The 18,766-nt window shown below is 71.5% G+C and carries 18 protein-coding genes; 7 read left to right on the top strand and 11 right to left on the bottom strand.

Annotation, left to right across the window (positions count from 1 at the left end; translation table 11 throughout):
• Positions 1-2 precede the first annotated feature (2 nt).
• A complete protein-coding gene (locus YIM_RS20720; RefSeq protein ID WP_153031926.1) occupies positions 3-1,019 on the top strand; it encodes a LacI family DNA-binding transcriptional regulator in 1,017 nt (338 codons plus the stop codon).
• Here YIM_RS20720 and YIM_RS20715 read toward each other — a convergent pair.
• Complete coding sequence (locus tag YIM_RS20715; RefSeq protein WP_153031925.1) at positions 1,016-1,366, bottom strand: arsenate reductase family protein; 351 nt, start codon at positions 1,364-1,366, stop codon at positions 1,016-1,018. The two genes, YIM_RS20720 and YIM_RS20715, sit on opposite strands and share 4 nt — an antisense overlap.
• A 235-nt stretch (positions 1,367-1,601) precedes the next feature.
• On the opposite strand from YIM_RS20715, the gene YIM_RS20710 reads away from it, so the two are divergent.
• The gene (locus YIM_RS20710; protein ID WP_153031924.1) at positions 1,602-3,407 is read left to right on the top strand and encodes a rhamnogalacturonan lyase; all 1,806 of its coding nucleotides are present in this window, start codon (positions 1,602-1,604) and stop codon (positions 3,405-3,407) included.
• Between the two features lie 101 nt (positions 3,408-3,508).
• Entirely contained in the window at positions 3,509-4,897 is a 1,389-nt protein-coding gene (locus tag YIM_RS20705; RefSeq protein WP_153031923.1) for a glycoside hydrolase family 30 beta sandwich domain-containing protein, read from the top strand.
• Here the strand turns inward: YIM_RS20705 and YIM_RS20700 are convergent, their stop codons facing one another.
• The 4 genes from YIM_RS20700 to YIM_RS20685 form a co-directional block, all read right to left on the bottom strand.
• Positions 4,898-5,035, bottom strand: a complete 138-nt coding sequence (locus YIM_RS20700) for an NADAR domain-containing protein (RefSeq protein ID WP_370469003.1) — start codon at positions 5,033-5,035, stop codon at positions 4,898-4,900.
• 57 nt (positions 5,036-5,092) lie between these two features.
• Positions 5,093-6,481, bottom strand: a complete 1,389-nt coding sequence (locus YIM_RS20695) for a glutamate decarboxylase (RefSeq protein ID WP_153031921.1) — start codon at positions 6,479-6,481, stop codon at positions 5,093-5,095.
• Between the two features lie 71 nt (positions 6,482-6,552).
• A complete protein-coding gene (locus YIM_RS20690) occupies positions 6,553-7,002 on the bottom strand; it encodes a PaaI family thioesterase (RefSeq protein ID WP_228004853.1) in 450 nt (149 codons plus the stop codon).
• Between the two features lie 58 nt (positions 7,003-7,060).
• Positions 7,061-8,230, bottom strand: a complete 1,170-nt coding sequence (locus YIM_RS20685; RefSeq protein WP_153031920.1) for an MFS transporter — start codon at positions 8,228-8,230, stop codon at positions 7,061-7,063.
• 88 nt (positions 8,231-8,318) lie between these two features.
• Here YIM_RS20685 and YIM_RS20680 point away from each other — a divergent pair, with 88 nt between their 5' ends.
• The gene (locus tag YIM_RS20680) at positions 8,319-9,215 is read left to right on the top strand and encodes a LysR family transcriptional regulator (protein WP_153031919.1); all 897 of its coding nucleotides are present in this window, start codon (positions 8,319-8,321) and stop codon (positions 9,213-9,215) included.
• Between the two features lie 19 nt (positions 9,216-9,234).
• On the opposite strand, the gene YIM_RS20675 is transcribed toward YIM_RS20680, so the two are convergent.
• The 3 genes from YIM_RS20675 to YIM_RS20665 are packed head-to-tail and all read right to left on the bottom strand — an operon-like array spanning position 9,235 to position 12,646.
• On the bottom strand, positions 9,235-9,864 hold the full coding sequence (locus YIM_RS20675; protein ID WP_153031918.1) for a response regulator transcription factor: 630 nt from the start codon (positions 9,862-9,864) through the stop codon (positions 9,235-9,237).
• Entirely contained in the window at positions 9,861-11,018 is a 1,158-nt protein-coding gene (locus YIM_RS20670) for a sensor histidine kinase (RefSeq protein WP_153031917.1), read from the bottom strand. Before YIM_RS20670 ends, YIM_RS20675 begins: the two co-directional genes overlap by 4 nt.
• A gap of 17 nt (positions 11,019-11,035) precedes the next feature.
• Positions 11,036-12,646 (bottom strand): FAD-binding oxidoreductase, encoded by a 1,611-nt coding sequence (locus tag YIM_RS20665; protein ID WP_153031916.1) that lies wholly within the window; start codon positions 12,644-12,646, stop codon positions 11,036-11,038.
• Between the two features lie 180 nt (positions 12,647-12,826).
• Between YIM_RS20665 and YIM_RS20660 the strand changes: the two genes are divergently transcribed.
• Both YIM_RS20660 and YIM_RS20655 read left to right on the top strand, forming a co-directional pair.
• On the top strand, positions 12,827-13,666 hold the full coding sequence (locus tag YIM_RS20660; protein ID WP_153031915.1) for a septum formation family protein: 840 nt from the start codon (positions 12,827-12,829) through the stop codon (positions 13,664-13,666).
• 21 nt (positions 13,667-13,687) lie between these two features.
• The gene (locus tag YIM_RS20655; RefSeq protein WP_153031914.1) at positions 13,688-14,389 is read left to right on the top strand and encodes a response regulator transcription factor; all 702 of its coding nucleotides are present in this window, start codon (positions 13,688-13,690) and stop codon (positions 14,387-14,389) included.
• On the opposite strand, the gene YIM_RS20650 is transcribed toward YIM_RS20655, so the two are convergent.
• Both YIM_RS20650 and YIM_RS20645 read right to left on the bottom strand, forming a co-directional pair.
• A complete protein-coding gene (locus YIM_RS20650; RefSeq protein ID WP_153031913.1) occupies positions 14,376-15,236 on the bottom strand; it encodes an LLM class flavin-dependent oxidoreductase in 861 nt (286 codons plus the stop codon). The genes YIM_RS20655 and YIM_RS20650 overlap by 14 nt on opposite strands.
• Entirely contained in the window at positions 15,233-16,255 is a 1,023-nt protein-coding gene (locus YIM_RS20645; protein WP_153037123.1) for an aldo/keto reductase, read from the bottom strand. Before YIM_RS20645 ends, YIM_RS20650 begins: the two co-directional genes overlap by 4 nt.
• Before the next feature lie 99 nt (positions 16,256-16,354).
• Between YIM_RS20645 and YIM_RS20640 the strand changes: the two genes are divergently transcribed.
• Positions 16,355-16,921, top strand: a complete 567-nt coding sequence (locus YIM_RS20640; RefSeq protein WP_228004852.1) for a TetR/AcrR family transcriptional regulator — start codon at positions 16,355-16,357, stop codon at positions 16,919-16,921.
• Here YIM_RS20640 and YIM_RS20635 read toward each other — a convergent pair.
• Positions 16,912-18,720 carry a long-chain fatty acid--CoA ligase gene (locus tag YIM_RS20635; RefSeq protein WP_153031911.1) on the bottom strand — a complete coding sequence of 603 codons (1,809 nt, stop codon included), beginning with the start codon at positions 18,718-18,720 and terminating at the stop codon, positions 16,912-16,914. The genes YIM_RS20640 and YIM_RS20635 overlap by 10 nt on opposite strands.
• Positions 18,721-18,766 lie beyond the last annotated feature (46 nt).

Here is an 18,766-nt window from a genome sequence, read left to right as displayed (position 1 = left end):
CGATGGCAACCACCAAGCGACCGACCATCGCCGACATCGCCAAGGCCGCCGGGGTCTCCACCGGCGCGGTGTCCTACGCGCTGAACAACCGGCGCGGGGTTTCCGAGGCCACCCGCCGCCGCGTCCACGAGATCGCCGCCACGCTCGGCTGGCTGCCGAACGCCGCGGCCAGGGTGCTCTCCGGTGGCCCGGCCGGGGCCATCGGGCTGGTGGTGGACCGCCCGGCGCGGGTGCTCGGCATCGAGCCGTACTTCATGCAGCTGATCTCCGGTATCCAGGCCGCGCTCGCCGGCGGGCCGACCTCGCTGCTGCTCCAGGTGACCGACAACGCCGAGGCGCAGCTGGCCATCTACCGGCGGTGGTGGGCCGAACGGCGGGTGGACGGCATCCTGCTGGTCGACCTGCTCGTCGACGATCCGCGGGTCCAGCTGGTCAGGGACCTGGGGCTGCCCGCGGTCGTGCTCGGCGAGCCGCAGGCCGAGCTGGGGCTGCCGTACGTGTGGACCGACGACGAGAAGGCGATGACGTTCGTCGTCGACTACCTCGCGACGCTGGGGCACCGGGAGATCGCCAGGGTCGCCGGTCCGCCGGAGTTCGTGCACACCCGGCGGCGGTCGGCGGCGTTCCTGGCCGCCACCACCGGCCTGCCCGGCGCCCGCGTGATCACCGCCGCGGACTACTCCGGCGACGCCGCCGCGCGCATCACCCGGCGGCTGCTGACCGGGCGGACCCCGCCGACGGCGCTGGTGTTCGACAACGACGTGATGGCGGTGGCCGCCCTCGGCGTGGCCCGCGAACTGGGCCTGGACGTGCCAGGCCGGCTCTCGGTGGTGGCCTGGGACGACTCGGCCCTGTGCCGCCTGGTGCGGCCCGCGCTGACCGCGGTCCGCCGCCCGACCGCCGAACGCGGGGCCGCCGCGGTGAATCTGCTGCTCCGCTCCCCCGATACCGGACCGGCGTGGCTCAAGACCGAGGACCCGGAACTGCGGGTGCGCTCCAGCACCGGCCCGGCGGGTTAGAGGATCTCGCGCAGGGAGGCCTCGTCGCGGCCGACGACGGCGGTTTCGCGGTCGATCAGGATGGGGCGCTGGATCAGCACCGGGTGCTCGGCAAGCAGCTCGATCCAGCGGTCGCGGTTGGCCGCGTCGCGCGGCAGGCCGGCGAGGCCCAGTTCCTTGGCCACCGGCTCCTTGGTGCGCGTGATGTCCCAGGGTTCCCGGCCCAGCTTGCCGAGCACCTCGGTCAGCTCCGCCACCGTCGGCGGCGTGTCCAGGTAGCGGCGCTCGGTGTAGCCGGTGCCCGCCTCGTCCAGTGCCTTCTTCGCCGCCCTCGACTTGGTGCACCGCGGGTTGTGCCAGATCTCCATACCGGCATTGTGCCGCAGGCCTCTGACGATCATCGGTTCCGGTGCCCACCGGCCTCGGCAAGGACGGCATGTCCGAAATAGACAGACCGTGGCCACATCCGGACATTGACACCCCGGACGGCGCGGTGTTACGAATTGTCGGTGCTCCTGTGAGCGCTCCCAACACCTGGCTCCGTATCCGGCGGCGGGGCCGAACCCGATTCTCTTGCCCCCACGCGATTCGGAGTTCAGCCACATGTCCAGAAAGACAACGCACCTCGCCGTGGCGATCGGCCTGCTCGGCGCCCTGTTCAGCGCACCGGCCCAGGCCGCACCGCTCCCCGGACCCGCCGTCGAAAAGCTCGACCGCGGGCTGATCAGCGTCCGCACCGGCCAGGGCAACTTCGTCAGCTGGCGCCTGCTCGCCGGCGACCCGGCCGGAACCGCCTTCAACCTCTACCGCGGCGGTGAACTCGTCACCCAGGTCACCGGCGCGACGAGCTTTCTCGACGCGGGCGCCCCGGCTTCGGTGACCTACACCGTGCGCCCGGTGGTCGGCGGTGCCGAGCAGCGCACCGCCGCGGCCGAGGAATCCCTCGCCTTCCCCATGGCCTCGAGCATGGACGTCCCGCTCCAGCTGCCACCCGGCGGCACCACCCCGTCCGGGGAGAACTTCACCTACAACGCCAACGACGCGAGCGTCGGCGATCTCGACGGCGACGGCCAGTACGAGATCGTGCTGAAGTGGGAACCCAGCAACGCCAAGGACAATTCGCAGTCCGGATACACCGGCAACACGCTGCTGGACGCCTACGAGCTGAACGGCACCCGGCTCTGGCGGATCGATCTCGGCCGCAACATCCGGTCCGGCGCGCACTACACGCAGTTCCAGGTGTTCGACTACGACGGTGACGGCCGCGCCGAAGTGGCGGTGAAAACCGCCGACGGCACCCGTTCCGGCACCGGCCAGGTGATCGGCAACTCCAGCGCCGACCACCGCAACTCCAGCGGCTACATCCTCGCCGGTCCCGAGTTCCTGTCGGTCTTCCGCGGCACGGACGGCGCCGTGCTGGCCACCGCGGACTACGTGCCCCCGCGCGGGAACGTGGCTTCGTGGGGCGACAACTACGGCAACCGGGTCGACCGGTTCCTGGCGGGCACCGCCTACGTGGACGGTTCCCGGCCCAGCATCATCATGGCCCGCGGTTACTACACCCGTTCGGTGATCGCCGCGTGGGACTTCCGCAACGGCCAGCTGACCCGGCGGTGGACCTTCGACTCCAGCTCCTCGACCAACGGCGCGGCGTGGACCGGCAAGGGCAACCACCAGCTCTCCGTCGCCGACGTGGACGCCGACGGCCGCGACGAGATCATGTACGGCTCGATGGCCATCGACGACAACGGCAATGGGCTGTGGCAGAACAACACCCACCACGGCGACGCCTACCACGTCGGCGACTTCATCCCGTCCCGCTCGGGGCTGGAGGTGTTCAAGCCGTCGGAGTGGACCAGCGAACCCACCCACTGGATGGGGGACGCGCGCACCGGGCAGATCATCTGGAGCGCGCCGTCCTGCGGCTGCGACAACGGCCGCGCGGTGGCCGCGGACATCTGGTCCGGCAACCCCGGCGCCGAGGCGTGGTCGTCGTCGGTGTCCGGACTTCGCAGTGGTACCAACGGAAACCAGGTTTCGTCCCGCAAGCCCGGCTCCACCAACTTCGTGATCTGGTGGGACGGTGACGCGCAGCGCGAACTGCTCGACGGCACGCACATCGACAAGTACGGCACCGGCGGTGACACCCGGCTGCTCACCGGTTCCGGCGTCGCGTCGAACAACGGCTCCAAGTCCACCCCCGCGCTGTCCGCCGACATCCTCGGCGACTGGCGTGAGGAGGTCATCTGGCGGACCACGGACAACCGGGCGCTGCGGATCTACTCGACCACCGACAGCACGAGCATCAGCCGCCCGTCGCTGATGCAGGACCGGCAGTACCGGGTCGCCGTCGCCTGGCAGAACACCGCCTACAACCAGCCGCCACACCCGAGTTTCACCATCGGCTAGCAGTTTTTGAACGTGTTTTGCGTGGCGGTGCGGGTAGCGGAACCTCAGCCAGCGGCTCCGCCGCTGACAAAGCACGATCTAGCGTCTGGAAAGGACTCGCCATGTTCCGGCTCGCGCTCGTCGCACTGACCGTTCTCAGCACGGTGGGGGTGGTCCCGGCCGATGCGCGGGCCGCTTCGGCGGCCACCATCGACGGCGCCCGGCTGCACCAGCCGATCGACGGGTTCGGGTTCTCCGAAGCGTTCGGCCGGGCCGAGATCATGCGCGGGTCCGAAGGGTTGTCCGAGCAGCGGCAGCGGGAAATCCTCGACCTGCTGCTCTCGGGCAACGGCGCGGCACTTTCCATTCTGCGGCTGCACATCGTGTCCACGCCCGCCGGGTCGATCCAGCCGGTCGATCCCGGCGGGCCCGGCGCACCACCGAAGTACGTCTGGGACGGGAGCGACGAAAGCCAGGTGTGGCTGGCGCGCGAGGCCAAGGCGTACGGCGTGGACCGCTTCTACGCCAACGCCTGGAGCGCGCCCGGTTACATGAAGACCAACGGCGACGAGGCCAACGGCGGCACGCTGTGCGGGCTGTCCGGCACCGCCTGCGCGAGCGGCGACTGGCGCACCGCGTACGCGAACTACCTGGTCAAGTACGCGGAATTCTATGCGGGAGAAGGGATCCGGATCACCGATCTCGGGTTCACCAACGAACCCGACTACACCGCGACGTACTCCTCCATGCGGTTCACCCCGGCGCAGGCCACCGAGTTCACCAAGATCGCCGGGCCGATCGCGGCCAAGGCCGGGCTCAAGCTCGCCTGCTGCGACTCGTTCGGCTGGACCCACCAGCGCGACTACACGGCCGCGATCGAAGCCGATCCGGTGGCGCGCGGCCTGGTTTCGACGCACACCGGGCACACCTACGCCAGCCAGGTCACCGGCCCGCTGCCGACTTCGCGCCGGACGTGGATGTCGGAGTGGTCGCCCAACGGGACCACCTGGAACGAGAACTGGGACGACGGCAGCGGGTACGACGGCTTCACCATCGCCAAGGCCGTGCACACCGCGCTCACCACCGGGAACACGGCCGGGTACGTGTACTGGTACGGCGCGTCCGTGGGCACCACCCGGGGCCTGATCCAGATGAACGGCGACGGGTACCGGGTGTCCAAACGGTTGTGGGCGCTGGCGAACTACAGCCGCTTCATCCGGCCGGGCGCCACGCGGATCGGGGCCACCACGGGTGATCAGGGCCTGGCCCTGTCGGCGTTCCGCAACCCGGACCGCTCGCTGGCGGTGGTCGCGCTGAACTCGGCGACCACACCCACCACGATGACCTATGCCCTGCCGAACACCGGGATCGTCAGCGGCACCGCCGTCCCGCACGTCACCGGCAACACCAGCGACACCGCGGCGCAGCCCCCGATCCACATCGGTGGCGGGAAGTTCACCGCCACCGTCCCGGCCCGTTCGCTGGTGACCTACCGCATCACCGGCGGCTGATCACCGCAGCCGGGCCCGCACCTCGCCCAGCGCGAAGCCGAGCAGGTTCAACCCCGGCCAGCACCCGGGTTCCGCCGCGTCCGGGTGGTCGTGCGCCAGGCCGATCCCCCACACGTCGTCGTGGGGACTGGCTTCCACGAGCACCCGGACGCGGCGGAAGCGTCGCAGCCCAGGTCGTCGACAGCAGGGCCCTCCTCAGCCTGGTTGCTCGGCGCCGTGGGCGAAGGCTTGTTTGGCAGCACCGATGGCACCCGTGCGGGTCAGGTCGTCCGTGGCCTGACGCAGCGAGTCGAAGAACAGGTCGGCCAGGTCGTGGCTGAAACCGTTGCGGACCACCACGCGCAGCACCGCGAGATCCTCCCGGTCCGGCGGGAAGGTGTAGGCGGGCACCAGCCAGCCCTGCTCGCGCAACGCCGCCGACAGGTCGAACACCGAGAACCCGGCGCCCTCCCGAACGGTGAAGGTGAACACGGGAAGTTCGCTGCCGTCGGTGATCAGCGAGTACTGGTCGAGCGCGCCGATGCGTGCGGCGAGTTCGGTCGCGACCTCCCGGCAGTAGCCCTGCACCCGCGCGTACCCGGACCGGCCGAGACGCAGGAAGTTGTAGTACTGCGCCACGATCTGCGCACCGGGCCGGGAGAAGTTCAGCGCGAACGTCGGCATCCGGCCGCCGAGGTAGTTCACCTTGAACACCAGGTCGTCGGGCAGCGCGGCGGCATCGCGCCAGACGACCCAGCCCACCCCCGGGTACACCAGGCCGTACTTGTGACCGGAGGTGTTGATCGACGCGACGCGCGGCAGCCGGAAGTCCCAGACCAGGTCCTCGTCGCAGAAGGGCGCGACCATCGCTCCCGAGGCACCGTCGACGTGCACCGGCACATCCCAGCCGCGTTCTTCCTGGAGCCGGTCGAGCGCGGCGCAGATCTCGGCGACCGGCTCGTAACTACCGTCGAAAGTGGACCCCAGGATGGCGACCACGCCGATGGTGTTCTCGTCGCACCGCGCGGCCGCGGTCTCGGCGTCGAGATGGAAACGATCCCCGGACATCGGCACCACGCGGGGTTCGACGTCCCAGTAGTTCGCGAACTTGTGCCAGCACACCTGCACGTTCGCGCCCATCACCAGGTTCGGGCGCGCACCGCCGGGATTCCGGTGCCGCCAGCGGCGTTTGAGCGCGAGACCGGCGAGCATGCACGCCTCGCTGGAGCCGGTGGTCGAGCAGCCGGGCGCGGCGGCGGCGTTCTCGGCGCGCCACAGGTCGGCGAGCATGCGCACGCAGCGCCGCTCCAGCTCGGCGGTGCGCGGGTACTCGTCCTTGTCGATCATGTTCTTGCTGAACGACTCGGTCATCAGCCGGGTGGCCCGGTCGTCCATCCAGGTGCCGACGAAGGTGGCCAGGTTGAGCCGGGCGTTGCCGTCGAGCATCAGTTCGTCGTGCACCACCTGGTAGGCCACGTCGGCGTCGAGTTCACCGTCCGGCAGCCGGTCGCGCGGCACGCGCACCGGCTCGCGGGCGAACACCGGGTTGACCGAGACCTCGTCCCGGCCGGTGCCTTCCTCGTCACGCGGGTGGATCAGCGGCACGGCTCGTGTCCTTCCTGGCGGCGGGCTCCCCCGGCGATGCTCTCCGGCCACCGGGGTCACGGCCAGCGCAGTCACCCGGCCGGGGGCTCCGGGCGGGCGTCCACGCGGATCAGCGTCTGCTGGCCCGCCGCCACCAGTTTCGACTGACCGTCCCGCACGGCGAAGACCTCCAGGCGGCAGATCGTCAGCGTGCGGCCGGGCTTGAGCACGGTGCCCACCGCCTCGAGATGGTCGCCGATCGCCGGCGCCAGCAGGTTCATCTTGTACTCGACGGTGAGCACCGTGGAGTCCTCGGGGAACACGGTGAACCCGGCGAACCCGCCCGCGGTGTCGGCGATGGCGCTGGTGGCCCCGGCGTGGAAGTAGCCGTGCTGCTGGGTCACCTCGGGGCGCGCGGGCAGCGTGATGTGCACAACGCCAGGCTCGATGCGGGACAGGCGCGCGCCTAGATGGGCCATCAGCCCCTGGCGGTCGAAACTGGCCTGGACCCGCGCCCGCACTTCGGGACTCACCTCTGCCACTCGCACTCCTTGTTCCCAGGGGCCGCTGCTCCCCCACTATGCAAGATCGAGCCGCACCTCAGGTGAGCACACCCGTCTCCGGCGCCCGGCCGAGTCCGGCGACCACCGCCGCGGCGATCGCCAGCGCGCCGCCCAGCCACAGCACCGCGGTCACCCCGAAACCGTCGGCGATCCGGCCGCCCGCCAGCGCCCCGGCGGCGATGGCGGCGTTGAACACGCCGACGAACAGCGCCGAGCCCGCCTCCCTGGCCCGCGGCACCGACGCCAGCAGCCAGGTCTGGGTGCTCACCGACACCCCGCCGTAAGCCAGGCCCCACACCACCAGCAGCACCACGGCCCCGATGCCCAGCAGCGGAATCAGCAGCACCGTGCCCGCCAGCACTCCGCCGAGCACCACCAGCGTCCAGCGCGGTGACCGGGCCACCGCCCATCCGGCCACAAAATTGCCCACCACCCCGGCGAGCCCGTACCCCAGCAGCAGCGTGCCCAGCAGCGCCGGGCTCACCCCGGAGATCTGCTCCAGCACCGGGCGCACGTAGGTGTACGCGGCGAAGTGCCCGGTGACCAGCAGCGCGACCACCGCCAGTCCGGTGGCGACGCGGCGATCGGCCGCCAGCCGCAGGACCCCGCCCAGCCGCAGGCCCGGTTCGGCGGGCAAGCGCGGCAACAGCACCGCCAGTGCGATCGCCACCACCACGGCCAGCCCGCCCGCCACGGCGAACGCGGACCGCCACCCGGCCAGCTCGCCCAGGTGGGTACCCAGCGGCACGCCCAGCACCGAGGCCACCGCGATCCCGCTGAAGATCAGCGCGGTCGCCGCCGGGCGGCCGGGCACCAGCCGCGCGCCCAGTCCGGCGGCGATCGCCCACACCCCGCCCATGCCGGCGCCGACCAGCGCCCGCGCCACCACCATCACCCCGAATCCAGGCGACCACGCCGAGAGCAGGTTGCCCACCGCCAGCACCAGCACCAGCGCGACCAGGGCGGTCCGCCGGTCCAGCCGGCCGAGCACCGGGGTGAGCAGCGGCGCCGACACCGCCGCGACCAGTCCGGTGATGGTCAGGGTCAGCCCGGCGACGCCCTCGCTCACCGCGAGTGCCGTGCCGATCGGGGTGAGCAGCCCGACCGGCAGCATTTCGGAGGTGACCACGGTGAACGTCGCGGCGGCCGTGGCCGCGACGCCGAACCAACCGGTCGGCGCGCGGTGCGGGCTCATCAGTTGTGCCATGCGCCCAGCCAATCCCCCGCGCCCGACCCGAACAACGACCGAACCTTCATCGAACGATTAGGCTGGCTCATGGATCAGGGAGGTGACCGTGAGCGGTCTGGAGGCCAGGGAACTGGAATGCTTCCTCGTGCTGGCCGAGGAACTGCACTTCGGCCGCACCGGGGGCCGCCTGTTCCTCTCGCAGAGCCGGGTGAGCCAGCTGCTGCGCGCGCTGGAGAGCCGGATCGGCGCCCGCCTGGTCGAGCGCACCAGCCGCCGGGTGCGGCTGACCCCGCTGGGCGAGCAGTTCCTGGCCAGGGCGCGGCCCGCCTACGACGAGCTGAGCGCGGCCGTGGCCGACACGACCGCCGCGGCCAGAGGGGTGCGGGGCGTGCTGCGGCTTGGCTTCCAGGGCAGCGCCGACGACGAGCTGATGACCGCGATCGGCCGGTTCGGCGACCGGTGGCCCGGCTGCGCCACCGAGGTGGTGGAAGTGCCGCTGGCCGATCCGTTCGGGCCGCTGTACCGGCACGAGGTGGACGCCGCGGTGGTGCTGCTGCCGGTGGAGGAACCCGAACTGGAGCTGGGGCCGGTGTTCTCCCGGCAGCGGCAGACGCTCGCGGTGTCCGTGCGCCATCCCTACGCCGCGCAACCGTCGGTGACGGCCGAAGCACTGGCGGACTGCACCTTGATCGGCATCAGGGAACCGGCACCGCCGTACTGGCGCGAGTTCCAGGCGCCGGGGCGCACCCCGGCCGGGCGTCCCGTGCCGCCCGGTCCGCTGGTGAGCACGCTGCAGGAAGGGCTGACGCTGGCCGCGGCGGGCCGGGGCGCCATGCTGCTGTGCCAGCCCACCGCCGAGCACCACCGCCGGGCCGCGCTGGCCTACCTGCCGGTCACCGGCCTGCCCGACTCGAGCCTCGGCCTGGTCTGGCACCGGGACCGCGGCACGGCCACGATCCGCGCGTTCGCCGAGGCGCTGGCCGACACCACCGGAGTCCACTAAGGACTTACCGGGGGATCCGCTACTCCGGTGTTCTCGGCACCAGCAGGCCCCGGTTGAACGCCTCGGTGACCGCGGCCGCCCGGTCGCTGACGCCCAGCTTGCCGTAGATGTTGAGCAGGTGGGACTTGACCGTGGCCTCGGTGATGAACAGCTTCGCCGCGGCCTCACGATTGGTGGAGCCGCCCGCGACCAGCTGAAGCACTTCCAGTTCGCGACCGGACAGCGGGCCGGTGGTACCCGAGCGCACCTTGTTCATCAGCAGCGCCACCGCCGACGGCGCCAGCACCGGCTCACCCCGCGCGGTCGCCCGGACCGCGCGCAGCAGCTCGTCGCGGGGCGCGTCCTTGAGCAGGTAACCGGTGGCGCCCGCCTCGATCGCGGGCAGCACGTGGCTGTCGCTGTCATAGGTGGTCAGCACCAGCACGCGCGCGCCGCCGGCGGCCAGTTCCCCGGTCGCGCTCACCCCGTCCACGCCGGGCATGCGCAGGTCCATCAGGATCACGTCGGGCCGCAGCGCCCCGGCCAGCCGGATCGCCTCGGCACCGTCGGCGGCCTCCCCGACCACCTCGAACTCCGGGTCCCGCCCGAACAGGCTGCTCAGCCCGTCCCGCACCACCGGGTGGTCGTCCACGATCAGCAGCCGGATCACGCGACCGGCACCCTGGCCGAGATCCCGGCGCCCGCCCCGGGTTCCGACTCGATCTGCAGCGTGCCGGACAGGCCCTCGATCCGCTGCCGCATGGCGACCAGCCCGAACCCACTCCCTCGCCGGGCCGGGTCGAAACCGCCGCCGTCGTCGCGCACGTCCAGTGCCACCTCGGTGTCCAAATAGGACAACGTGACGCCGACCCGGCCCGCCCGCGCGTGCCTGGCCACGTTGGCCAGCGCCTCCTGCGCGGCACGCAGCAGCGCGACCTCCGCCTCCTGGCTCACCGGCCGCACGGTGCCGGTGGTGGTGACCTGGACCGGCACCCCGTGCCGCGCCGACCACTGCTCGGCCACGCTCGCCAGCGCATCGCCCAGCCGGGCCGCCTGCAGCGGCGCCGGCCGCAGCGCGTCAACCGAACGGCGTGCCTCGGTCAGGCTTTCCCTGGCCAGCCCGGTCGCGGTGGCCAGGTGCCGCCGCAGGACCGCCGGCTCGGCGGCCTGCTCGACGGCCTGCTCGGCGGCACGGAGCTGACTGACGATGCCGGTCAGCCCCTGCGCCAGGGTGTCGTGGATCTCGCGTGCCATCCGCTCCCGCTCCTCGTGCACGCCCGCCTCCTTCGCCCGCGCCACGAGCCGCTCGTGCAGGGCCGCGTTCTCCGCCAGCATCCGCAGCCGCTCGGCGCTGCGCTCGTCGTCGCGCCAGGCGTACCACGCGAACAGGCACAGCGGTACCACGTTCGCGGCCACCACGGCGGCGTAGACGAACCACCCGGCCGCGGTGCTCTTGTCCACGCCGTACGCCTGCGCCGTGCCCGCGAGCACCGACACCGCGGCGACCCCCGCCTGCCGCCACGGCCACCGCAGCACCCGGAACGCGAAGAGGTACCCGGCCGGGGTGAAGAACCCGAACCACGGCGCCCGGAACACCAGCACGGCCATGATCACGACCAGCCCGGTGAAGAACACCGCCATCACCCGTGGCCGCTCCCGCCGGCCGGGGCGCAGCGTGTACAGGCACAGGATCCACCCCGCCGCCAGCGCGCACAGCACCAGGTCCACCGCCACGGGCTCGCCGTCCGGGACGCGGAAGGCCACCGTCATCCCGGCCAGCGCCGCCAGCAGGCTGTACGGCACGACCCCGGTCACCCAGTCCATCGCGCTCCTCCCCACGATCACCCCGGCGGTTCGACGCCAAGAGCGTGCCCGAACACCCCGCGCGGGTCCCAGCGTGCCTTGATCCGCCGCAGCCGCGGGTAGTTGTCCTTGTAGTACAGCGTGCGCCCGGGCACGCCGGAGGTGTTCCACGCCGGATCGACCAGATCGACGTCGGGATAGTTGATGTAGGAGCCGTCATCGACCTCGCCGGGCACCGGCACCCCGCCGGTGTCGGCGTACACGTCCCGGTAGAACTCACGCACCCAGGTGAGGTTGGCCGCGTCGTCCGCCTCGTCGGCCCAGGCGGTGAAGTAGACCGCCTTCATCACCACGTCCCGCTGCGCGATCGCGGTGTCCCCCGGAGCCACCGCGCGGACCTGACCGCCGTAGCCGATCAGCAGCATGCCGGATTCCGGCCGGCCGGCCGGATCGGTCAGGTGGCGGTGGATGGCGGCGAGTTGCCGGTCGGTCGGCGTCCGGCGCAGGTAGGCGGCCTTGTTCTTGTACCGCCGCGTTTCCGCGTCCCCGGATTCCCCGGTGCCCGGCCAGGTCAGCTTGTGCAGCCAGGAGAACCGGCGGCGGAGGTCGGCGACCGGGGTGACACCGGTGCCCGCGGTCAGCGCGGCCACGAACTCGGTCACCAGCACGTCCGCGCCGGGAAGACCGGCGTCGATCTGCACGGCCAGCGAGAAGTACCCGCTGCTGCGGTGCGTCAGCAGCAGGATCGCGTAGATGCCGTTGGCCCGCGCGCCCGGTTCGCTGTTGTGCTCGTGCCAGGTGCCGAAGTTGCGCAGCAGCGTGGTGAACGCCTGCTCGGTCATATCGGCCCACGACCAGGCGAGCACGCATTCGAGCATCTCGCCCGGCGACGCGGGCAGGAGGCGGGACGGGTCACCGGTGGCGCCGGGCGTGCGCAGCCAGTACCGGGTGACCACGCCGAAGTTGCCGCCACCGCCCCCGGTGTGCGCCCACCACAGGTCGTGGTTCGGATCGTCCGGTTCACGGGTGGCCACCACCACGCGGGCACCGTCGGGCTCGGCCACCACCACCTCCACGGCGTGCAGGTGGTCGACCACCGAGCCGTAGCGGCGCGACAGGGCCCCGTACCCGCCGCCGGCGAAGTGCCCGCCGGCGCCCACCGCGGGACAGCTGCCGCCGGGGACCGTCACGCCCCAGCCCTTGAACAGGGTCCGGTACACCTGGCCGAGGGTGGCGCCCGGCTGCACGGAGAACGCGCGCATGGCCGGGTCGTAGGCGACCTCGTCCATCGGTGAGAGGTCGAGCAGCAGTTTCACCGCCGGGTCGGCGGTGAAGTTCTCGAAGCAGTGGCCACCGCTGCGTGGCGCGACCCGCCGCCCGGTCCGCACGGCGTCGCTCACCGCACGCGCCACCTGCTCGGCCGAACCGGCCACGCGGATCTCGTCCGGGCGACCGGCGAAGCGGAAGTTGTTGCCCCGCAACAGGCTTTCGTACCGCGGATCACCGGGCCGGATCCGCACCGCCCCGAATCCCGCCGGTTCCGGGGCCGGGTCGGCGGCCGCCCGGCCGACCAGGCCCGCTCCGGCCACCGCCCCCGCTCCGGCGAACAGCACCCGCCTGCTCACCCCGTGCCGTTCCGATTGGCTCATCCCGCTCCCCTTCCGCCGTGGACACCCACCGTTCCAGCGGCGGGCCGGGGCGCGCATCGGCCGATCTCCGGGAAGGGGCGGCTGAAATCCGGCTCCACCGATCGGCTGAGCCGTCTCCACCGCGTGACCGCTAGCTGCCACCTGGCCGGTCCGGCGCGGCGGATTCCGTACGGTTCCGCCATGTCTTCCGGCACACGGTGGTTCGGTACGGCCGCGGTGGTGCTCGCCTTCGCGGGCGGGTGCACGACCGCGCCCCAGGAAACGCCGCCACCAGCGGTACCACCGGCTCCGGCGCCGGTGACACAGTCCAGCGAGCCGCCGCCCAAGCAGGCCGGGACCCACCGGGCGGGCGACTGCCTGGCCATCGTGGACAACGCGTTCCGGAAGATCGGCTGCGAGGCGGAGCACCAGGCCGAGGTGATCATGTCCGACCACCTGCCGCCCGGCTTCGCGGCCGACTACCCGCCGTCCACCACGCCGGTGGCGCCGACCTGCCGGGCCGAGATGGCCCGCTACCTCGGCAGCCAGGACGTGCCCGCGACGCGCCTGGAGCACCGGGTGCTCTGGCCCACCGCCGAGGAGTGGACCTCCGGTGCCCGGTGGTTCGCCTGCGCGATCATGGAACGCGATCCGGAGAACAAGGCGGCCAAGCGCACCGGCTCGCTCGCCGGTGCGCTGTCGGCCGGGCTGGGATCGCTGCGCAAGTGCTACACCGAGGACCCGCTCGCCGAGGGCACGCGTGTCGTCGGCTGCGACCAGCCCCACCGCAGCGAAGCCACGCCCAGGGTGATCCCGCTCGGTTCCCACACCGATCCGGCGCCCGCCTACGAGGAGTCGATGAAGAAGGTCATGCCCCGGTGCGAGACCGCGGTCGCGACCTTCCTGGACGGGAAACGGCCCGATGCCACACCGGGCGTCATCCTGCCCGCCACCGAGTACTGGGCTTCCGGTGCCACCACCGGCGTTTGCTACATCCACACACCCGAACCGGTGACCGGCACGCTCAGCCCGGAGCAGTAGCCCGCCACCTAAACTGCGATCATGCGGGTGTTGATCGTGGAGGACGAGCCCTACCTGGCCGAAGCCGTCCGTGACGGGCTCCGGCTGGAGGCGATCGCCGCCGACATCGCCGGGGACGGGGACACCGCGCTGGAACTGCTCAGCGTGAACTCCTACGACCTCGCGGTCCTCGATCGCGACATCCCCGGCCCCTCCGGTGACGAAGTCGCCCGGCACATCGTCGCCTCCGGCAGCGGCATCCCGATCCTGATGCTCACCGCCGCCGACCGGATCGACGACAAGGCGTCCGGGTTCGGGCTCGGCGCCGACGACTACCTCACCAAACCGTTCGAACTCCGCGAACTCGTCCTGCGGTTGCGCGCGCTCGACCGCAGGCGCGCGCACGGCCGGCCGCCGGTCCGCGAGATCGCGGGATTGCGGTTGGACCCCTTCCGCCGCGAGGTCTTCCGCGACGGGCGCCACGTCGCGCTCACCCGGAAGCAGTTCGCCGTGCTCGAAGTCCTCGTCTCCGCCGAAGGTGGTGTCGTCAGCGCCGAGGAACTGCTGGAGCGCGCGTGGGACGAGAACGCCGACCCCTTCACCAACGCCGTCCGCATCACGGTTTCCGCGCTGCGCAAGCGACTCGGCGAACCCTGGCTGATCGCCACGGTCCCCGGCGTCGGCTACCGCATCGAGGCTGGCGGCCACGAGCAGGCGGCCGCACCGCGGGCTAAGCGGTCGTGATCAGCTCGTCGGCGACCCAGCGCGCCACGCCGACGGGATACGGATCCGCCAGCCCCAGCACGATGTGCCCGAAACCGGCGCCGGCCGCCTCGGCGATCGCGGCCCGCGTCTCGCCGGGCCGTTCGTAGGAGACCGGCAGGTAGATCGACCGGGTGATCTCGGCCGGGTCGCGGCCGATCTCGGCGCAGTAGCGGTCCAGCAGCGCGCTGCGCTCGGTCGCGTCCTCGAGGTCACCACCGGGGATGTTCCACAGATCGGCGTGCTCGGCGACCACGCGCAGCGTCGAGGCGGCCCGGCCGCCGATCATGATGGGCGGATGCGGGCGCTGCACCGGTTTCGGGTTCCCGACCGCCCCGGTCAGCTTGACCTGCTCACCGTCGAAGTCGAACGGCTCGTCCTCCGTCCACAAGCGACGGATCACCGCGCACGCCTCGGCCAGGCCCGCCACCGCGTGCGCCGCGTCGTGGTACGGCAGGCCGTACCCGTCGTACTCGCGCCGGGCCAGTGGGTGACCGGGGCGGGAACCGGCGCCGATACCGAAGTCGAGCCGCCCGCCGGAGACGTGGTCGACCGTGGTGGCCAGCTTCGCCAGCATCGCGGGCGGCCGGAACCGGTTGCTGGTGACCAGCACGCCCAGCCGCAGCCGCCGCGTGCTCGCGGCCAGCGCCGAGAGCAGGGTCCAGCCCTCCAGCACCGGCCCGGCCGGATCACCGCCGATCGGCATCAGGTGGTCGAAGACCCAGGCGTGCCGGATCTCCGGGATCGTGTCGGCCTCGGCCCACACCCGCAGGATGTCCGGATAGGCCACCTGCTGCTGGGCCGTCATGATTCCGAAGTGGACGGTCATCGGCGCCGCCGGAGGGACGGGTCGAGCAGCGCGGGCGGGGTGTCGTACTTCTCTTCCGGGGCGAGGTCGACGCCGGGCGCGACGATCTCGTCGATGGCGTCCAGCACGTCGGCGGAAAGCACGGTGTCCGCGGCGGCGAGCTGCGAGTGCAGGTGTGCCGGCGTGCGCGGGCCGATGATCGCACTCGTCACCGCCGGATGCGCGGTGGTGAAGCCGAGCGCCAGCTGGATCATTGTCAGATCGGCCTGCTCGGCGACCTTGGCCAGCCGCTCCACGGCGTCGAGCTTGGCCCGGTTCACCGGCCGCTCGGTGTCGAAGCGCTCCGGCAGCACCGCCGACCGGTTGGTGGTGATCTCCCGGCCTTCGCGGATCGCGCCCGAGAGCCAGCCCGACGCCAGCGGGCTCCACACCAGCACGCCCATGCCGTACTCCTCGGTCACCGGCAGCACGTGGCTTTCCACCCCGCGCTGCAGGATCGAGTAGGGCGGCTGCTCGGTGACGTACCGGCCGAGGTTCCGCTCCCGCGCGGTCCACTGCGCCTGCACGATCCGGTACGCGGGAAAGGTCGAGGAACCGAAGTAGCGGATCTTGCCCGCGCTGCGCAGGCCGGTCAGCGCCGACAGGGTTTCCTCGTCGCTGGTGGCCGGGTCCCAGCGGTGGATCTGGTAGAGGTCGACGTGGTCGACGCCGAGGCGGCGCAGGCTGTTCTCCAGCGCGGTGACCAGCCAGCGGCGCGAGCTGCCGCGGTGGTTGCGCTCCTCGCCCATCGGCATGTGCGCCTTCGTGGCCAGCACGAGGTCGTCGCGGCGGCCCGCGATGGCGCGGCCGAGGATCTCCTCCGACTCGCCCTGGCCGTACATGTCGGCGGTGTCGACGAAGTTGATCCCGGCTTCCAGCGCGGCGTCCACGATGGCGGTGGCTTCGTCCTGGCCGGTGCGGCCGATGGCACCGAAGTTCATCGCGCCGAGCGCGAGGGTGCTGACCTGCACACCGGTGCGCCCCAAGGTGCGGTACTGCATGAGGATGGCCTCCATGGCATCATGAGCAAGCGGAACGTTGCTCCACTAACCATACGGAGCACTGTTCCGCTTTGCAACCCTGGGTTTGGTGGAGGCACGGTGGACGACGGACCCCGGTCCAAACGGGCGGACGCGCGGCGCAACGAGAAGACCCTGCTCGACGCCGCGGCCGCGGTTTTTGTCGAGTCCGGTGTGGACGCTCCGGTGCGGCAGATCGCGGCGAAGGCGGGCGTCGGCATGGGCACGATCTACCGCCACTTCCCGACCAGGGCGGATCTGGTCATCGCGGTCTACCGGCACCAGGTCGAAGCCTGCGCCGAGGCCGGGACCGCGCTGCTGGAGTCCACCGCGACGCCGTACGCCGCGCTGGCGCGCTGGATCGACAGGTTCGTCGACTTCCTGGTCACCAAGCACGGGCTGGCCGCGGCGATGCAGTCCGACCAAGCCGGTTTCGAAGCCCTGCACGCCTACTTCCTCGACCGCCTCGTGCCGGTGTGCGCCCGGTTGCTCGAAGCGGCGGCCGAGGCCGGGGAGATCAGCACCGACCTGGACGCGCTCGAACTCATGCGCGGCGTGGGGAACCTCTGCGCCGGCGCGGGTCCCGGCTACGACGCCCGCAAGCTGGTGTCGGTGCTGATCTCGGGTCTACGCCCGGCTCACTCGTAGAAGGCCGCGAGCAGCTTCGCGTTGTTGGTGGCGACCACGTTCCGCTTGACCTTCATCGACGGGGTCAGCTCGCCGGATTCGATGCTGAGGTCGTTGTCGAGGATCTCCCACTTCTTGACCGTCTCCCAGCGGTTGAGCCCCGCGTTGAGCTGCTCGACGTAACCGGCCACCAGCTCGTGGACCTCGTCGGAGCGCACGATCTCGCGATAGCTCTTGCCCGCCATGCCGTGCTCGGCCGCCCACGAGGCGATCGCGTCCGGGTCGAGCGTGATCAGCGCGACGACGAAATTGCGCTGGTCGCCGAAGACCAGGAACTGGCTGGCGTACGGGCAGATCGCGGCGAACTTCGACTCGATCGCGGTGGGCGCCACGTACTTGCCGCCGGAGGTCTTGAACAGGTCCTTGAGCCTGCCGGTGATGGTGAGGTAACCGTCCTCGTCGAGGCTGCCCTTGTCGCCGGTGCGCAGCCAGCCGTCCTCGGTGAACGAGTTCGCGGTCTCCTCGGGGAGGTTGTGGTAACCCGCCATGATGTGCGGGCCGCGCAGCAGCACCTCGTCGTTCTCGCCGATCTTGACCTCCGCGCCGGGCAGCGCGCGCCCGACCGTGCCGAACCTGTTGGTGTCCGGATGGTTCACCGCCGCCCCGGCGGTGTTCTCGGTCATGCCGTAGCCCTCGAGAATGAGGATGCCCGCGGCGTGGAACCACTGCGCGATGTCACGGTTGAGCGCGGCCGAGCCCGAGATGAAGAACCGCACCCGGCCGCCGAAGCGCTCGCGCACCTTGCCGAACACGAGCTTGTCGAACAACGCGTGCCGCATCTTCAGCAGCGGCGGCACCGGCTTGCCCCGCCGCTGGAGTTCGTCGAACCGCAGCCCGTCCTCGAACGCCTTGTGGAACAGCTTCTCCTTCAGCCCGCCCTCGGCGGCCTGCATGGTCTGGATGCGCCCGTAGGCCTTCTCGAAGATGCGCGGGGCCGCGCCCATGAAGGTCGGCTTCACCGCGGCGCAGTTGTCCACGATCTTGTCCACGCGGCCGTCGATGGCGGTGGCGAAACCGCAGGCGAGCTGCGCGGAGAGCAGCACCTTGCCGAAGGCGTGCGCCATCGGCAGCCACAGCAGCTGCAGGTCGGTCTCGTCGAGGATCTCCTGCACCTTGATCGCCGCGCCCTCGTAGACCCAGCCGCGGTGCCTGAGCCGGACGCCCTTCGGCTTGCCGGTGGTGCCGGAGGTGTAGATCAGGGTGGCCAGCTGGTCCGGCTTGATCGCGGCGGCGGTGTCCTCGATGGCGCTCGGGTGCTCGGCGAGATAGGCGTCCCCGAGTTCGGCCAGCGCGTCCAGGCCGAGCACGAACTCGCCGTCGGCCCGGCCGTCGAAGGTGATCACCTTCTCCAGCTTCGGCAGTTTCCCGCGGTTTCCGGTCACCTTGGCGATCTGGTCGTCGTCCTCGGCGAAGAGCACGCGGCATTCGGCGTCGCCGAGGATGTAGGCGGTGTCCTCGGCGTTCGTGGTCTGGTAGACGGTGGTGGTCGCACCACCGGCGCACATCACCGCGAGGTCGGCGAGGATCCACTCGTAGCGGGTGCCCGAGGCGATGCCGACGCGCTGCTCGGGTTCGAGGCCGAGGGAGAGCAGCCCGGCGGCCAGCCTGCCGACCTCGTCGCTGGCCTGCTTCCAGGTCACCGACTTCCAGCTCTCGCCGGCCGGGTAGCGGAACGCCTCCAGGTCCGGTGTCTCGGCGACCCGGTTGTGGAACTGGACGGCCACGTTGGGATCGAGGTGGTCGACGAACTCGGCGCTCATGGGGCTGGCTCCTTCGTGGCGGCGGAACGGGGTGCGGCGGAACGGG

This window comes from Amycolatopsis sp. YIM 10, assembly GCF_009429145.1.
GTDB lineage: Bacteria > Actinomycetota > Actinomycetes > Mycobacteriales > Pseudonocardiaceae > Amycolatopsis.
The sequence above is the reverse complement of the archived record's forward strand: the minus strand, read 5'-3'. Positions and strand labels throughout refer to the sequence as shown.

What these genes read in the sequence shown, in the direction of transcription:
- YIM_RS20720 (WP_153031926.1), top strand. Translation starts at nt 3, where the DNA reads ATGGCAACCACCAAGCGACCGACCATCGCCGACATCGCCAAGGCCGCC.
- YIM_RS20655 (WP_153031914.1), top strand. Translation starts at nt 13,688, where the DNA reads ATGCGGGTGTTGATCGTGGAGGACGAGCCCTACCTGGCCGAAGCCGTC.
- YIM_RS20660 (WP_153031915.1), top strand. Translation starts at nt 12,827, where the DNA reads ATGTCTTCCGGCACACGGTGGTTCGGTACGGCCGCGGTGGTGCTCGCC.
- YIM_RS20715 (WP_153031925.1), bottom strand. Translation starts at nt 1,366, where the DNA reads ATGGAGATCTGGCACAACCCGCGGTGCACCAAGTCGAGGGCGGCGAAG.
- YIM_RS20650 (WP_153031913.1), bottom strand. Translation starts at nt 15,236, where the DNA reads ATGACCGTCCACTTCGGAATCATGACGGCCCAGCAGCAGGTGGCCTAT.
- YIM_RS20665 (WP_153031916.1), bottom strand. Translation starts at nt 12,646, where the DNA reads ATGAGCCAATCGGAACGGCACGGGGTGAGCAGGCGGGTGCTGTTCGCC.
- YIM_RS20670 (WP_153031917.1), bottom strand. Translation starts at nt 11,018, where the DNA reads ATGGACTGGGTGACCGGGGTCGTGCCGTACAGCCTGCTGGCGGCGCTG.
- YIM_RS20705 (WP_153031923.1), top strand. Translation starts at nt 3,509, where the DNA reads ATGTTCCGGCTCGCGCTCGTCGCACTGACCGTTCTCAGCACGGTGGGG.
- YIM_RS20710 (WP_153031924.1), top strand. Translation starts at nt 1,602, where the DNA reads ATGTCCAGAAAGACAACGCACCTCGCCGTGGCGATCGGCCTGCTCGGC.
- YIM_RS20635 (WP_153031911.1), bottom strand. Translation starts at nt 18,720, where the DNA reads ATGAGCGCCGAGTTCGTCGACCACCTCGATCCCAACGTGGCCGTCCAG.
- YIM_RS20645 (WP_153037123.1), bottom strand. Translation starts at nt 16,255, where the DNA reads ATGCAGTACCGCACCTTGGGGCGCACCGGTGTGCAGGTCAGCACCCTC.
- YIM_RS20685 (WP_153031920.1), bottom strand. Translation starts at nt 8,230, where the DNA reads ATGGCACAACTGATGAGCCCGCACCGCGCGCCGACCGGTTGGTTCGGC.